Source organism: Blautia massiliensis (ex Durand et al. 2017), assembly GCF_051861785.1.
Classification (GTDB): domain Bacteria; phylum Bacillota; class Clostridia; order Lachnospirales; family Lachnospiraceae; genus Blautia_A; species Blautia_A luti_A.
Genome location: NZ_CP146725.1, coordinates 1581337 through 1595880, shown reverse-complemented (window position 1 = coordinate 1595880; position 14544 = coordinate 1581337). Strand labels below are relative to the sequence as shown.

Here is a 14544-nt window from a genome sequence, read left to right as displayed (position 1 = left end):
ATCACACGGACTAAGGCTGTACGGAAGTATCATTATCACAATAGAAAGGTCATGGCGGCAGCTTTTACGGGAAGCTGCTTATGGAACGCTGGCAGGAATCGCTATCCGGTTTCATCCCTCCTTTGGTGGGTTACGGCGTGCCAGCCCAACGGCTCTCTTTCTATCGAAACGTATTCGGTTGCTTTATGCTGCGTTGATTAGACGCTTTCTTTTTCAAGGAACAATCCGGCTTTGTCAGCCTGTTAAAATGCACTGGTGATAATGCACTTTAATAGACTGGCAAGCTCTGTCTGGGAAGCATGGGCTTGTCCATGCTTCCACAGGAGAGCGTTATTTTTACTTTGGTTCCCTGATTTCAAAAGATAAAATCTTTGTAATCAGACGTGTTTCCATCCGGCGGCGTAGGGTTTCATCTACAACCATGTGGGTATTCCCGTATTCGTCTTTCATGGGACGCATGGAACGGCTGGCAATAAAACCGCTGTAATGGCGTACAATCTGGTTGACTGCTTCAATGTCACCATCCGCAGCCCTTACAATCACAGGAAACGGAATCATAGGGTGCTTTGCTGTCATGCTTCTTCCTCCATAAATTTTTTGATAAATTCCAGTCCGGCGTGTCTTCTTCTCTGTATAGTAGAACGGTTGACTTCCAGAATTTTTGAAATCTCCGTATCGTCAAATCCAAGAAAATAATATCTCAAGATAACGTCACGTTTCTTTCCATCCAGATTTTCTAATGCTTCTGCTAACAGGCTGTTTTCAATGCGGACAGTAAATCCATCCATTTCAAAAGTATGGAAGTGGGATGGATAGGTGTCTTCGGAAGAAAACAGATTGACGGTGTAATCGTCCATATCACAGAACAGGGTTTCCCGTTTACACTGTCTGGACAACGCTTTGAGATAGTCTTTGCGTTCATCCTCCATAGCGACTTTACAGATGTAATCAAACTGGTTCTCTATGGTTGTCTGAAATTCAGATGGCTTCATCATTGCTCACCCCCTTTCCAGCCTTGAAAGGGAGCGAGTTGATAGGAATCTCTGCTTCTTTCCCCCTTTTCGCTCTTAGTCCCGACAGGACAGGGGGTGCAGTTGCGTTTTGAGAAGAAAAATTTAAAAACTTTTTCTTCCAACTAAAAAAGCACGCAAACAGACGATATTTCTGCTTGTATGCTTCGATAGTTCTTTCTATGTATTCTGAAAAACCACATTGAGGGTCAGACTTTTCTAGTGTAGGTGGATGGCTTTTTTTAACGGTTTACCGAATGTAGATATATTTAAGAAAATATTTTTCATAGCGGCTTCCTCCTGTAAGCCGCTGTCTGTATAAAGTAGTAGACTTTAAAAATCATCTATATTTCATGCAAAAAAAGACGGCGGCTTTTGTTAAACCGTCGTCTGGAAAAGATGATGTGATTTTTGACGCAGGGAAAGTATGCTGCCAAATAACGGTTTTTTTTAATTTCCGTTTCGGCAGCATACATTTATCTTTGATACGCATAATAGGAACTATACAACTATGTAATACGTTTTTCTATACCTGTCACTATTGCAACAGGAACAGTAAAATGTACAGAGGTGGTGTATTATGCGTAAAAAAGAAGATAAATATGATTTCAGGGCGTTTGGGCTTGCCATAAAAGAAGCCCGTAAAAAACAGGGTTTGACCCGTGAACAGGTGGGAGCAATGATTGAAATTGACCCACGCTATTTAACCAATATTGAGAACAAAGGGCAGCACCCAAGTTTACAGGTTCTTTACGACCTTGTATCATTATTAAATGTATCTGTTGATGAATTTTTTCTACCTACTGATAACATGATAAAAAGCAGCAGACGTAGGCAGCTTGAAGAAAAAATAAATCAGTTGACAGATACCGACCTTGTAATTATGGAAAGCGTTATTGATGGTATTATGAAATATAAGCGAATGGAAGAATAATTCTTCCGTTGGCTTACTTTTCATTTTCTGGCACAATTTCTATATTTGACATATCCTCCTGCCCTGAAATTTCGTAATCGTAAGAAACTTTTTCAGATTTACTTTTTTCTGTTCTGTTTACACATCCACTAAATGCAAAAGTAGAAAGTAATAAACAAATTATTAGTGTAATCGTTTTTTTCATTTTTTCACCTGCCTTAATATTCCTTGTTTGAGTTCTAACACAGTATCAGCTTTTTGAGCAACATCTTTAGAATGAGTAACAATAATGACACATTTATTCAATTTATGGGCAGTTTCCTGTAATATTTGTGTGATTTCAGCGGCAGTTATTTCATCAAGATTTCCTGTAGGCTCATCTGCCAGTATAATAGGGACATCGGTAGCTAAGGAACGTGCGATTGCTACACGTTGTTGTTGCCCACCAGACAATTTTAAAATGGTTCGTTTTAGTTCTTTATCAGAAAGTCCCAGACGTTTTAAAAGAGGAACCACATCAACATCTTTCTTTGCTGCCAAAGTTGCATTTTCAATCGGTGTCATATAATCAATCAAATTATAATTTTGAAATATAAGAGAAACATGATTTTGTCTATGAGATTCCAATCCTATTTTTTTAATATCTTCATTTTCGTATAAAATAGTTCCGGTAGTTGGTATATCAAGTCCCCCTAGTAGTGAAAGTAATGTTGTTTTTCCGGAACCAGATGAACCTAAAATCGCATATACTTTTCCTAGTTCAAATGAAAAGGTAATATCTTTCAGCACGTTTGTATTTTTATCATAAGAGTATGATACATGATTACATTTAAAAATTGACATTTGTTCCTCCTTAACTCATACGGGCTAAAATTTCCCGTGGTTTTAAACGCATAACACTAATCGAAGATATAGTTACTGAAATAAAAATGATAGAAAAACCGATTGTGTATAATTGCAATATATCGGGCAAAGTAATTTCTACCTTAATATCAGGAATAGCGGATTCTGAATCTTCTGAAACGCTAAAATCCAGACTTTTCATTTCTGTATGGTCTTCTTGTGTTGAAAGTTGCTGTTTTTCATTTTTTGTATTTTGTTGTAAAAGGGTATTTGCAATATTTCCAGAAATCATATTGCTTGTAACAAAAGATAAGGTAAAAGCTAAAATTGCTATCATTAAAACTTCAATAAGGTATTGTCCTAATATGCTGGATTTTTTTATTCCAATGGAGAGCAAAACGCCTGTTTCATGTATTCTCTCTTTTCCCCAAAGTGTGAGAATAAGTGAAAGAACAATAACACTTGCGATAATGATTACAAGTAACAAGCCGATAACTAACGTATCTAAATTCTCTAAAGAAATTGCTGTGTTTTTGTAAACCTCATCATTGGCATAAATGTTATAAACATTTTCTTTATAGTCAGGTAAATGTTTTACTTGCTCTATGATTTTTTCAATATCTTTAGGGTCATTTACGGTAACTTTTACTGTATCAAACCCTTGCACTGCAACACTATTTTCAAGTTCGACAATAGATTCTATATCTGTAAAAATTAAATTTTGTATCTTATCATATGTTGGTATTGATTCGCCAATTTTTTCAAGTTTTTGTGCATGAAACAATCCAACAATTTCAAAAGCTAGTTGCTTTCCGTTCTCATTTGTTACAATTAAGGAATCGCCTAATTTTAAGTTGTTTTTTTCTGCTAAGTCTTTACACACAATAACTTTGTGTATGTCATTGTCTAAAATATGCCTGCCTTCTATTAGTTGGACTTTTCCAGAAGTAAAGAAATTTTGTTCTTCTGAACGCCATACACCAATGCTTTTTACACAATGAGAAAGACTCTCATCTAATGGAACAGTTCCGGCAAATGGTAAAAGTTTATCAAAATTTATCAGACTTTCCGTTGTTGCATCACAGAATTTAACACCGGAAATATTCCGAATGTTTTCTACCATTTTTGATGTCACCTGCTCAGTCGAGTACATTAAAAGGTCGGAAGACCCATCTTCATTCTCACTTTCTTCTTCGTGATAATATGGATTTGAATCTGAATAATTGACATCAATATTGAAAGAGCCGCCGATATTTTGTCTTAAATTTTTTTGAGCTTGTTTTGACGCGCTTCCAATACTTAGTCCCGTTAGAACAAAAGTTGACAGAATTAAAAGGATGAAAAAAAGCAAAATACTCTTTCCTCTTTTGCGTGAGACATATAGAAATGCTCTTTTCATAAAGTTCATGATTTTTTATACCTCCTGATTTTTTATTTTGAATACAGGAACATCATAAATGTTCAATATGGAATGTATATGAAATGAATATAGAATTTAGGGCGAAAAAAAGCCCTCTGAAATTAGAGAGCTTTTGGCAGGAGGATAGAGAAACACATCCCTTTTTGTGATTCTGTTGGTAAAAATTCATACGAAATATGAAGTGATGAAAAAATAGTTGAGACAATGTAAAGTCCTAATCCATTTCCACCGCTATCACTATTGCGAGAAAAATCAGGACGATAAAATGGTTCAAATATATGTGCTAATTGTTGTTTATCAATCGGAATACATTCATTTTCTACCGTTAAAGTATGTTCTTTTAAACAGACAAAAACACTCCCCTCATTTGGAGTATAGGTGACAGCATTTGCAATAATATTAGAAAATGCCCGACTAAATTGCTTTTGTGGAATTATTATCCTGTATTCTTGAGGAATATCTAACTTTAAATTGATACCATGAGTCGCAGCAATCAGTTTATATGGTTCACATACATTCAAAATTAAGTCTGATAAATTACATTTCGTAGAATCTTCCTGAGTGGTTTCCATATTTATTTTGGAAGTTTCTAAAATTTCATGAATCATGGTTGCAAGCTGTTCTACTATATCCTTACATTCAGGAAGATATGTGGAATAATTACAATAACTTCCCACTCCTAAAATCATGTTTTCCAAGGTTGCATTTAAAGCGGTTACTGGGGTTTTTAATTCATGTGACGCTGCCCTTAAAAAATCAATTTTTGCCTGTTCACTTTCTTTAACCTTTTCCTTTTCTGCTTCAAGATTTTTAATAGTTGTAAATAGACGATAATATAATTGATTGATATTATCAGCTAATTCTCTCACTTCATCTTGAGAAGATACTATACAAACAGCAGATTTATCCATTTTAGACATTTGTTTTGTCACACTTGAAATTTTCCGAATTGGTGTTGTAATACTTTTTGAAAAAAAATAGGAACATATTGCACAAAGAATAATACAACAAAAAACAGAAAATGGTAACGCCTGCCAAATTGCCTGTGATACAAACTGCAAAGGGTCGATACTGCCATCTAATACATATTCACTTTGATTTGATATTACTGATGAAGTGTAATCTATAGCAATTCGTGGGGCAAGTAAATACAAAATCAGATGAGCTGCAATTATAATAAACACCATAATGCTGAATGTATATAAAAAAATTTTAGGCAATATTTTTAATCGTTTCATTCCACCACCTCATACTTATAGCCGATTCCTTTTACTGTTACAATACAATTAAGACGTAATTTTTTTCTTAAATTTTTGATATAAGTATCTATTGTCCGGTCGATAATAGGGTAATCATATCCCCATAGTTCGTCAAGAATTTGTGAACGGGTCAAAACCAGTCCTTTATGTTCTATAAGAAGTTTTAATAATTCTATTTCTTTTGGAGTAATGTCAATTCTTCCATTTTTATCATGGGCTGTATATCCAGAAAAATTGACAGTAACATCCCCGAAAGTAATAGTGTCTATAGACTGCATTTGTCCACAGCGGCGCAAAAGAGCGGTGATTCTTTTTCCAAGCAATACCATAGAAAAAGGTTTTGTTACATAATCATCTGCTAATTCATCAAAACTTTGTGATTGCGTATATTCATCCTCAATCGCTGTGAGCATAAGTACAGGTATAAGACTGCTTTTTCTTATTTCATGTAAAACAGCAATCCCAGTTAATCGTGGAAGCATAATGTCTAAAACAATTAAATCTATTGTTGTACTATGAAATAATTGCAATGCTTCCTCACCATCATAAGCAGAAACAATGTTATGTCCGGTTGGTTTTAAATATTCACAAATAGCCATATTTGTTCTTTTATCATCTTCGACAATCAATATTTTAGCCATATATTCACCTCCATTTTTACTGTACAGCATTTATATGAAAAGAATATGAAATTAGATTGATAATTTAATTTTATTATAGAAAGATTTAGGAATTAAAACAAGAATTTATCTCACATCCAATAGTAAACAGATGATTTTTTATCATCTGTTTACTATTGGAATATATAATCATTTCACAATCTTCCAGTTTTCCCCGTTCTTTTCCAGCACAAGGTTAAACTGTGATACCTGTGTTGTCATGGTCTGGTTATCCAGATATTTCACTGCAAGGGAAGCTGTCACCTGATTTCCGTTTCGGTTATAAACCGGATTCACCAGTTCCGAGAAAATATACTCTTTCCCCACAGGTTTCAGCACGCCCTCACTCACATAATAGGTCAGTTCCTTTGCGGTTGCCGTAGGGTACAGCTTGAAAAAGGTGGTGAGAAATTCGTTGATTTCCTCTGTGGTGATGGAATCCACCGTACCGTCACTTTGTATCTCTTTGGGAGTGTAACCAGATTTTACGGGAACGCTGGTAATGGTTGGATTCTGGATAATCGTCAGGTTTCCAGAGCCATCCACATAGACCGTCACCTGATAGGCAGAACGGACGGTTTTACTGGATTCTCCCTCTGTGATACGCTGTTCCACCGTGTAGGTCACTTGATAATGCTGCTCCTTTTCTTCTGTGATTTCCCATATCTGGAAGTCAGTCAGGGCAGCCGATACGGGGATGTCCTTTCGGACGGTATCTACATTCAGGGCTTGCAGTTCTCCGGTGAGATACCCTTTTAAAGCGTTTGTCCGATTGTCAATGGAAGCGGCGGACTGTTCCCATGAATAGTAGACTTCTGCGAAATTCTCCACGAAGTTTTCTATCTTGTGGGTGTCGAGGATTGTTTCCTCAATCACTTTGGTTTCATGGACAGTGTGAATGTCTATCGCCGTGAAATTCTTATAAACGGCAAACAGGAAGCTCACTGCCAGCAGCACCCACAGGGCAATCACGGTTTTTTTGTGGGTATTGGCTTTATAGACTTTCAGTTCCTTTTCTTTCTGCTTTTTCTGGTTTTCCTCTTTTCTAATCTGAATCATATCGGTTCATCCTTTCTTATTTTTTGATTCGTCCGGCTCCGGCAAGGTGCTGTTGCCAGTAGGAGCCTGTCAGGTCTGCGTAACCAATGGGATTTCCGGCATGGTACATCCGGTTATTTCCCACATACAGCCCCACATGGGTGATATAGGTTCCGGCATTGTAGGTGGAATGGAAAAAGACCAAATCCCCTGCTTTTGCTTCGGACAGGGGGATGTGCTGCGTCACATTGTACTGTTCCTGTGCTGTCCGTGGCAGGGCGATTCCTGCCTTGCCATAGCACCACTGCACCAGTCCCGAACAGTCAAAGGAAGTGGAGGGGGAATCGCCCCCATACACATACGTCCAGCCCTCATACTTTAAGGCTTCCTCCATGATAGCCTGCACCGTTTCATCATCAAACTGTGCCACGGTCAGGTATTGCGATACCAATAGGACATAGAACATATTCCCGTAGGAATACCGCCAGCCCCCGTTTTTCTCTACGGCAACAGGGTTGGTGTAGGTGACTTTCTTTCCGCCGGATTTGTCCCTTGCGAAGCTCTCTGCCAGTTCAAAGGTGTATTTTTTTCCGTGCCCTGCTACATAGTCTAGGAAACCACCGCCGTAGTTGTAAGACTGAATCACACTGTTTAAATCACAGCCCTTTGTTTCTGCCGCTGCGAGCAGTTCCGAGAAATACTTGCAGCCCTGTTTGATGGATTCCTCTGTACTAAGGGAGTTCGGGGGAAGCCCCAGAGATTCCGAGGACTGCATAACGTCTTCCAGCGTGCCGCCGGATTCCACCTGAATGATGGCGAGCAGCACATTTAAGTATTCCTCTATGCCATATTTCCTTGCATACTTTTCCAGCATAGGTTTATGGGCGAGGACTTCCTGTGATACGCTCACGCCCCCATAGATAAGGTTTCCGCCGCTTCCTCCGTCTTCCTCATCCGAGAAGACAATCACCACCAAAAGGAGCAGGGAGAACATCATCACGAACACGCCGGAACAGGCAAAGAAAAGGTGTCTTAATTTCATGGTTTCTCCCCTTTCTTTTGTTTGGCAGCCGCTTTTACCGTTTTTGTCCACTCCTTTCTGGCGGTGGTACGCCGGATGGTAAAGTTTGATTCTTTTACCGCAGGGGCAGCCCGTTTTCTTTCCGGTATCACAGGAGCCGTATCATTCTGGACAGGTCTTGCCGGACGGGGAGCAGCCGGTGTGATAGTGGGAGCCGCCTTTTGTCTTTCATCCGACTGGGATAGGGAAGCAGATGGGACTATCTGGCGTTCTGTCCTTACAAGAGGCGTTTGTTCATGGTGGATAGAAGCCGCTTTTACCACCGGAACCGAAGCCCGTTCCGCCACAGTTCCCCCATAAGGAACCTGTCCCCGTTCCCTGATGGATGAGGAAGCAGGCTGCATGGCTGGTTTTCCTGCATGAGCGGTATCTGCATGATGTCGGAAATCTTCTGGCTGCTTTGCAGTAACAGGACGTTCATGGATAGGAGCCGCCCCTTTGGGTGCTTCGGAAGCTGTCTTTTGCGGCTGTTTTGCCTGTTCCAGTTCAGCCCTGCGTTCTGCAATGGTCTGTCTGCGGCGTTCTGCCTGTGCGTTCCGCTGTTCGGCTCTGGCAGTTCGGGTCTGGGTCACGCTGGAAGTAAAATCCCGTACTCCCTCTGATACCTGTGTTTTCCCGTGGTAAAGGGCGTACTTTGCATTGACAGGCAAATCCTTTGCCTGCTCCCGAAGCTGTCCGGCAGTATCGGCTATCTTATCTTTGGTATCTGCCGCCGCACCCACCGCAGAGCCAGCCCGTTTCCATGCGGATTCCTTTTCCGGTGCTGCCTGTCCGTCTGGTCTGCTGTGGTCTGCCTGTGTCCGTTTGGAAGCGCCGGAGTGGGAAGCAGTTCTCTGGTCTGAGCCAGCCTGTTTTCCTGCGTGGTATGCAGCCGTTCCAGCCCCAAGAGCTGCCACGGAACGTCCTAACTTATGCTGTAAACGGTGCATATGGGCGTGCATGAGCATACGGGGTCTTCGCATGATACGGCTCCCCATGCTTTGGGAATCGCCGCTCTGTAAGGAGAACATCCCCATCAAATCCCCCAGCTTGAAATAGATTCCGGCAAAGGTCACTATCTGCAAGAACGCCGTCAGGAAGAACGGATATTCCCCAGACAGGTTGTAGAGCATGGTGGAAATGCTGAACGCTACCGTGATAATTAGGGTGATTCCGGCTCTGGTAAGGATGGTGTTGAACAGTTTCGTAATGGAACGCTTTGACATCCCCTCAAAAGAGGGAACTATGCTAAGGAGGAAGCTCACAGGCAGGAACATGGCGTAGATGATAAAAAGCACCTGTGAGAAAATCATTATCCCCGTGAGCAGGAATACAAAAACGGAGATACCGATATTGAACAGGAACAGGAAGAAGACGGTTCCCAATCGGTTGATGGTCTTTGTGATGGTAAGATTCGTATTTTCCCTGTCTTCGATTTCCTCCACTACGATTTCTTCTCTGTCCTGTCCGTTGTTTTCGTCTGGACTGGTTGAAAGCAGGCTTTCCACACGGTCTGCTCCAATGCTTTCCATATCTGAATTGCCATATTGCAGCAGGAGCCACGGCTGCTTGACCTGAATGGAAAACAGGCTGTCCCGTATCAAATCCACGCTGTCTTTCCCCTGACTTTCCGAGTTAGGCAGCACAATCTTTGTACCAAGTGTCAGGCTGGCATTGCTGATGTCTGCGGAAAATTCATTGATTTTCCCGATATAATCAGGAGCATAAGCGATAAAGGCAGCGGACAGCACGAACACCACCACGAAGTTCACAACGGCATGGATGGCTTTTGTGGTTTCCCGTTTGATAAGCCCTGTGTAGGCAACGTAAATCCCCACCACCAGAATGAGAATCAGCAGGAACCCGACATAAAATCCCTCCGAGGACAAGCCGCCAGTGGTAACGCCTGCAAGGGTCTGCATATTTTTCCCAATGGAATCCGCCGTAGAGGAAATGAAATCCAGCGAGTAGGCTTCCTGAATCAGATACCCTGTGGCGTTGGAAAGGTACAAGCTGATTGTCCAGATAAAATTTGTGATGGCATACAGCCCGTACATCACCTGTTTTCCGATACCGTCCAGCCAGTTCCACGGGAGCCAGTCCCATCCGCTGTCCACATAAAAATCAAGCTGGTAGTTGTCCAGAGGATATTTGCTGTATTCGTTGGCAGCGTCCACCGTATCATCCACCAGTCCGGCAGCGTGGGCGGCTGTGCCGAAGACTGCAAGCAGCAGGAGGATGAGCAGGAGTGCCAGAAGCACCCTGCCAATCACTTTTCCTGCCGTCTTCCAAGACAAGCCCTTTTTTGTGTGATGAGGAACTGGGAATTGCGGTCGGTTGGAAGTTCTATGTATCACCATCATTCCACCTCTTTTCTTACGGGCGGTCTGGTATCAAAGGCGTGGAACAGGTCTTCAAAGATAGGATGGAACTGTATCACGCCCACACGCCCGTACAAATCACTGATAAGGCACTGTCCGTTTTCCAAGTCACGGAGCCGCTTCTGGTTGTTTTCATCTTCGGAATCCACCCCGAAAAAGGCGAGGGTCTTTTTGATTTCGTTGATGTCCGTGGAACGGAACGCAAACTTCAAGCCCAGATTGTTTTTCAGCTTTTCATCCAGCAAATCGTCCGTGTTCTGGGTCACAAAGTAAACGCCTGCGTTCATGGCACGTCCGGCACGAACCAGCTTCATGGAAAGGGTCTTGCCCTGTGCCACCTGTAAGAAGCTCCATGCTTCATCCAAATCCACAATCTTAAACACGCTGCGGTCGGTATGGATGAAGTCGAGGGCAAAGGTGCTGATTACAATGAGCATTGCCACGGAAAGCAGCTCCATTGTGGTGTATTCTTCAAACGAGGTTTCCTTATCCGGCAGCACCAAATCCGCCACCTGAATGATGTTGAGCTGCTTTTCAAGGCTGATAGACTGTGTGACATCCCCATCCGAAAAGAGCAGGTGTGCAAAGTCATAGTCCGTAAAGGATTCGATATGGTCGGCTATACTGGTGCTGATGGTGGTTCCCTCTGCCCGTAGTTCCTCAATTACCTTGAAAAGCCCCCGCTCTTCACTGTTTGTCACCGCACGGATGGCTTTCCGAAGAACAGGGAACTTCTCCCCGTCACGGCTGGAAATGCCGGTTAAAAAGGTCAGGATGTCGATTGCCAGTGATTCAGAATCCTTTGGGTTCTCCATAATCACATAGGGGTCAAGTAAGCCCCTGTTCTGTTCCTCCGAGGTCAGGTTTACGATATTGATTTCATGGGCGATTTCCGGCAGGGTTTCTTTCCAGCGTCCCCGTTCCGCTTTCGGGTCAACAATGAGAGCCTGTGCCCCAAATAATACGGAATAATAGACTATCATGTTGTTGCTGAATGATTTTCCACCACCGAGGGAGCCGACAAAAGCGGCAGCAAGGGCGTTGGTGACGGAGCCTTTCACTCCTTGACTGGCAAGGGCAGGCTTTAAGTACACGTTTCTTCCCGTATCAAGGCTGTACCCGATATAAATGCCCTCCGGTTCTCCTAACATCTGGGTTGCCCCGAAGCCAAGACCAGCAAGGAAGTCGCTGGTGACATACTGGATGTAATCGTTCAGATACCGTTTGCTGGCAGGGAGAAATTCCCCATGCAGCCCCAGCATATCCCCAAAGGGGCGAACCAGCTTCACGTTCAAATCGTCATAAAAATCTTTCACCTCATTGCAGCGGCGTTTCAGTTCTTCCAAGTCGGGAGCCGTCACACGCACCACATAGGACAGCTTGTACATGGATTCCTTGCTCTGGTCTAAGGTGGATTCCAGCTCATTTACGCTGTCTAAAGCGTCCACCACGTTTGTACTGGTTTCACTGTCATTCTGCCATGCGTGGTTGTCCAAATCTTTCAGCTCTTTTTTCTTGTTCCGCACCGTGGAGAGGGCTTTCCGGTTTGTCACAATCTCCACATTCATAGAGGTATCAATGGGAAAAGTGAATTGCTGCTGCTGATAGTAAAAGATTTCCGAGGATGGGAAGTCCAGTTCCCCTACAATGCTGTTGATGGTAAAGTAGGCGGCATAAACTGTCCCGTCTTCCTGTTCGATTTTCAGATACCGCTGGTTTTCCTCTATCAGACAACGGGTGGGTTTGATGAGGTCATAGTATTTCACCAGCGTTTCCTCCTGAAACCGTTTCTTCGGAAGATAATACTCATAATCTTCGTAGGCGGTTCCGGTCTGCCCGTATAAATGCTCAATCAGATAGCCAAAATCGTCCTTGTTAAGCCGCCGGACTTTGAAGCGGCGTGAGATTTTATTCTCCAACAGTTTTTCCATCTTCTGAAACCGCCAGATTTCCTCATTGCTCATGGAAACAAAATCCCCCATGAGCTTGTGGTTGACTTCATGGAGGAAGTCGGAAACAGCGGTCTTTGCTTCCCTGCGAAACTGTTTCATAGTGACTTCCTGCTCATTAACAAGCAGCTTGAAGCCGATAAAAAAGCGGTAGTCCACCTGATTTTCCCCTATCATGGAAATCAGGGCTTCGGTCTGTGCGTCAATCTTTGCACAGGCAACGTCCTTTAACTTGCCTGTCACTTCCTGTTTGGAGCGTTCCTGTGCCGCCCGTATGCTGGATTCCGTGCTGATTTGCAGGGCGTGAATCTTCCCGTCCCTGTTCTGGGCGATAAGCTGCCGGAACGAATCGTGTACCTGATATTTCTGTTCAGGGCTTAAAAAGGAATAGTTGTAGGGAAGCAGCTCATAGTAAGCGAAGCATTCCCCGTCATGGTTGAACACAAGGTTATTTTCGATGTACTTAATCGGATATGCCATAAATATCACTCCTAACTGCCGTGATGGGCTGTGCCGGATATTCCTTTTCCAGCTTCACGGGCTTTCCTGCATACGTCAGTTTCGGGCGTACCAGATATGCCAGTACGGATTTCAGGAAGCCGTAAGGCTTCTTCCCGTCAAAGGTCTTCTGGCACATGAACCAAGTGAGGGCAAAGGGTACGCCGAAGTATTTCAGAAATGCCCCGTCAATGAATGAAAGGGGAGGGAGGTTCCCCAAGAGCATAACTGCAAACACCGATACCACGAACCACGCCATCTGTGTGAACGTGATGGGGAATGGCAGCTTAAAATCATTGATGGAATAGAGTACCTTTTCCACCGACCAGATACTGGTATAGCTTCGTATTTTCTTCATGTTGTCCGTCCTTTCTAAAAGATGGGGGCAGCAAAAGAGCCGCCCCTGAATCAAAAAATCCGCCTGTATTTCCTGAAAGAGATACAGACGGGGCTACCGTAAGATTTCATATACGCCGTGGTTCGTGACAACAAAGGTTCCATCCAATTCCATGTCACGCCCATAGGCTGCATAGTCGATATAGTTTTGTAAGTGTGCTGGAAGTTCCCCAAGCTGTCCGCTTTCTTCCAGATAGTAGCGAGCCACATCCGCCATATCATCACAGCCGGAATGGCAGATAATATCGTCTTCATGCTCACAGAGTTCTTCGATACTGCCAAAGTAGGATTGCAGCTCTGATAGTTCCTCCTGAATGTACTCCGGTAAGTCCTCCACCATTTCACACAGGCGGTTGACTTCCTCAATGGGGGTATATTCGTCAATCTCAAAGGGCAGCTCATAATCATGGATGGCGTATTCCTCATATTCATCATTCAAACCGATACGTTCTTTGACTTCCTCAAAGTCCACAGGCGGCGTGAACCATGCCCCTACCAGTTCGCCCTCATTGTATTTGCCTAAGTTGGCAATGTAAATCCGCATTTCTTCCAAGTTCCTCCACCTCCTTTTAGCGGTAATAAAAGATACCATTGTCCGTAAACAGGTAGTTTTCGCTGGTTTCCAGTTCCCGACCAATGGAAGCGTAGTCGATATGGTTCAACAGGTCTGGATGTACTTCTCCAAATAGCTGTACCTCCTGCACCAGATAACGGGCGAGGGATTCTCCGTCCTGCACCGGATAGCAGCGTATTTGGTCTTTGTGGTCGATAAATTCCATAAAGCTGGGAAACCACCGCTTTTGTACCACATCCATTTCATAATAGAGGGGCGTTCCCTGCATTTCCTGTATCATCCGGCAAAGGGCGTTGATTTCCCAGAGCCTTGTGTTGCCCTCCAATGGAAACGGCAGCTCATAGTCTTCAATTTCGATTTGTTCCTCACTCTGAACTCCAAGACGTTCCCTGATTTCTTCAAAATCCACAGGACAGGAAAACCATGCCCCAGGATATTCCTCAAAATCTTCATGGTAAAACCGTGTGGTGTTCAGGATGTAGATTCTCATTTCCTCAATCAGTATCACGTCCTTTCTTAGAACAAAAAATGGCAACTAACTTTG

General features: G+C 43.0%; 15 protein-coding genes. 1 reads left to right on the top strand and 14 read right to left on the bottom strand.

From position 1 onward, the window contains the following. Positions 1–336: 336 nt before the first annotated feature. Positions 337–576 (bottom strand): helix-turn-helix domain-containing protein, encoded by a 240-nt coding sequence (locus V9W66_RS07690; RefSeq protein WP_144092070.1) that lies wholly within the window; start codon positions 574–576, stop codon positions 337–339. Beyond that, positions 573–995 (bottom strand): RNA polymerase sigma factor, encoded by a 423-nt coding sequence (locus tag V9W66_RS07685; protein WP_022615780.1) that lies wholly within the window; start codon positions 993–995, stop codon positions 573–575. The genes V9W66_RS07690 and V9W66_RS07685 overlap by 4 nt, the downstream gene beginning before the upstream one ends. Before the next feature lie 595 nt (positions 996–1590). Here V9W66_RS07685 and V9W66_RS07680 point away from each other — a divergent pair. After that, positions 1591–1944 carry a helix-turn-helix domain-containing protein gene (locus V9W66_RS07680; RefSeq protein ID WP_144092068.1) on the top strand — a complete coding sequence of 118 codons (354 nt, stop codon included), beginning with the start codon at positions 1591–1593 and terminating at the stop codon, positions 1942–1944. A gap of 13 nt (positions 1945–1957) precedes the next feature. Here V9W66_RS07680 and V9W66_RS07675 read toward each other — a convergent pair whose 3' ends face one another. The 12 genes from V9W66_RS07675 to V9W66_RS07620 all read right to left on the bottom strand — a co-directional run bounded on the left by V9W66_RS07675 (position 1958) and on the right by V9W66_RS07620 (position 14490). After that, entirely contained in the window at positions 1958–2128 is a 171-nt protein-coding gene (locus V9W66_RS07675) for a hypothetical protein (RefSeq protein ID WP_186289957.1), read from the bottom strand. After that, on the bottom strand, positions 2125–2766 hold the full coding sequence (locus V9W66_RS07670) for an ATP-binding cassette domain-containing protein (RefSeq protein ID WP_144092067.1): 642 nt from the start codon (positions 2764–2766) through the stop codon (positions 2125–2127). The genes V9W66_RS07675 and V9W66_RS07670 overlap by 4 nt, the downstream gene beginning before the upstream one ends. Positions 2767–2776: 10 nt before the next feature. Then, entirely contained in the window at positions 2777–4174 is a 1398-nt protein-coding gene (locus V9W66_RS07665) for an ABC transporter permease (protein ID WP_144092065.1), read from the bottom strand. Positions 4175–4287: 113 nt separating this feature from the next. Further along, positions 4288–5424, bottom strand: coding sequence for a sensor histidine kinase (locus V9W66_RS07660; protein ID WP_144092063.1), 1137 nt, complete (start codon positions 5422–5424; stop codon positions 4288–4290). Continuing rightward, a complete protein-coding gene (locus tag V9W66_RS07655) occupies positions 5421–6086 on the bottom strand; it encodes a response regulator transcription factor (RefSeq protein WP_044925970.1) in 666 nt (221 codons plus the stop codon). The genes V9W66_RS07660 and V9W66_RS07655 overlap by 4 nt, the downstream gene beginning before the upstream one ends. Positions 6087–6254: 168 nt before the next feature. Further along, a complete protein-coding gene (locus V9W66_RS07650) occupies positions 6255–7163 on the bottom strand; it encodes a conjugal transfer protein (RefSeq protein ID WP_144092061.1) in 909 nt (302 codons plus the stop codon). 16 nt (positions 7164–7179) lie between these two features. Beyond that, positions 7180–8184 carry a bifunctional lytic transglycosylase/C40 family peptidase gene (locus tag V9W66_RS07645; RefSeq protein WP_144092059.1) on the bottom strand — a complete coding sequence of 335 codons (1005 nt, stop codon included), beginning with the start codon at positions 8182–8184 and terminating at the stop codon, positions 7180–7182. Beyond that, on the bottom strand, positions 8181–10562 hold the full coding sequence (locus tag V9W66_RS07640) for a CD3337/EF1877 family mobilome membrane protein (RefSeq protein WP_144092115.1): 2382 nt from the start codon (positions 10560–10562) through the stop codon (positions 8181–8183). The genes V9W66_RS07645 and V9W66_RS07640 overlap by 4 nt, the downstream gene beginning before the upstream one ends. After that, the gene (locus tag V9W66_RS07635) at positions 10562–13012 is read right to left on the bottom strand and encodes an ATP-binding protein (protein ID WP_144092057.1); all 2451 of its coding nucleotides are present in this window, start codon (positions 13010–13012) and stop codon (positions 10562–10564) included. The genes V9W66_RS07640 and V9W66_RS07635 overlap by 1 nt, the downstream gene beginning before the upstream one ends. After that, positions 12996–13388, bottom strand: a complete 393-nt coding sequence (locus tag V9W66_RS07630) for a conjugal transfer protein (RefSeq protein ID WP_005427021.1) — start codon at positions 13386–13388, stop codon at positions 12996–12998. The genes V9W66_RS07635 and V9W66_RS07630 overlap by 17 nt, the downstream gene beginning before the upstream one ends. A gap of 93 nt (positions 13389–13481) precedes the next feature. Next, positions 13482–13970, bottom strand: a complete 489-nt coding sequence (locus V9W66_RS07625; RefSeq protein ID WP_181975791.1) for an antirestriction protein ArdA — start codon at positions 13968–13970, stop codon at positions 13482–13484. Between the two features lie 25 nt (positions 13971–13995). After that, complete coding sequence (locus tag V9W66_RS07620) at positions 13996–14490, bottom strand: antirestriction protein ArdA (RefSeq protein ID WP_144092055.1); 495 nt, start codon at positions 14488–14490, stop codon at positions 13996–13998. Between the last annotated feature and the right edge of the window lie 54 nt (positions 14491–14544).

Coding starts and splice junctions, on each gene's coding strand:
- V9W66_RS07690 (WP_144092070.1), bottom strand. CDS start 576: ATGACAGCAAAGCACCCTATGATTCCGTTTCCTGTGATTGTAAGGGCT.
- V9W66_RS07685 (WP_022615780.1), bottom strand. CDS start 995: ATGATGAAGCCATCTGAATTTCAGACAACCATAGAGAACCAGTTTGAT.
- V9W66_RS07680 (WP_144092068.1), top strand. CDS start 1,591: ATGCGTAAAAAAGAAGATAAATATGATTTCAGGGCGTTTGGGCTTGCC.
- V9W66_RS07675 (WP_186289957.1), bottom strand. CDS start 2,128: ATGAAAAAAACGATTACACTAATAATTTGTTTATTACTTTCTACTTTT.
- V9W66_RS07670 (WP_144092067.1), bottom strand. CDS start 2,766: ATGTCAATTTTTAAATGTAATCATGTATCATACTCTTATGATAAAAAT.
- V9W66_RS07665 (WP_144092065.1), bottom strand. CDS start 4,174: ATGAACTTTATGAAAAGAGCATTTCTATATGTCTCACGCAAAAGAGGA.
- V9W66_RS07660 (WP_144092063.1), bottom strand. CDS start 5,424: ATGAAACGATTAAAAATATTGCCTAAAATTTTTTTATATACATTCAGC.
- V9W66_RS07655 (WP_044925970.1), bottom strand. CDS start 6,086: ATGGCTAAAATATTGATTGTCGAAGATGATAAAAGAACAAATATGGCT.
- V9W66_RS07650 (WP_144092061.1), bottom strand. CDS start 7,163: ATGATTCAGATTAGAAAAGAGGAAAACCAGAAAAAGCAGAAAGAAAAG.
- V9W66_RS07645 (WP_144092059.1), bottom strand. CDS start 8,184: ATGAAATTAAGACACCTTTTCTTTGCCTGTTCCGGCGTGTTCGTGATG.
- V9W66_RS07640 (WP_144092115.1), bottom strand. CDS start 10,562: ATGGTGATACATAGAACTTCCAACCGACCGCAATTCCCAGTTCCTCAT.
- V9W66_RS07635 (WP_144092057.1), bottom strand. CDS start 13,012: ATGGCATATCCGATTAAGTACATCGAAAATAACCTTGTGTTCAACCAT.
- V9W66_RS07630 (WP_005427021.1), bottom strand. CDS start 13,388: ATGAAGAAAATACGAAGCTATACCAGTATCTGGTCGGTGGAAAAGGTA.
- V9W66_RS07625 (WP_181975791.1), bottom strand. CDS start 13,970: ATGCGGATTTACATTGCCAACTTAGGCAAATACAATGAGGGCGAACTG.
- V9W66_RS07620 (WP_144092055.1), bottom strand. CDS start 14,490: ATGAGAATCTACATCCTGAACACCACACGGTTTTACCATGAAGATTTT.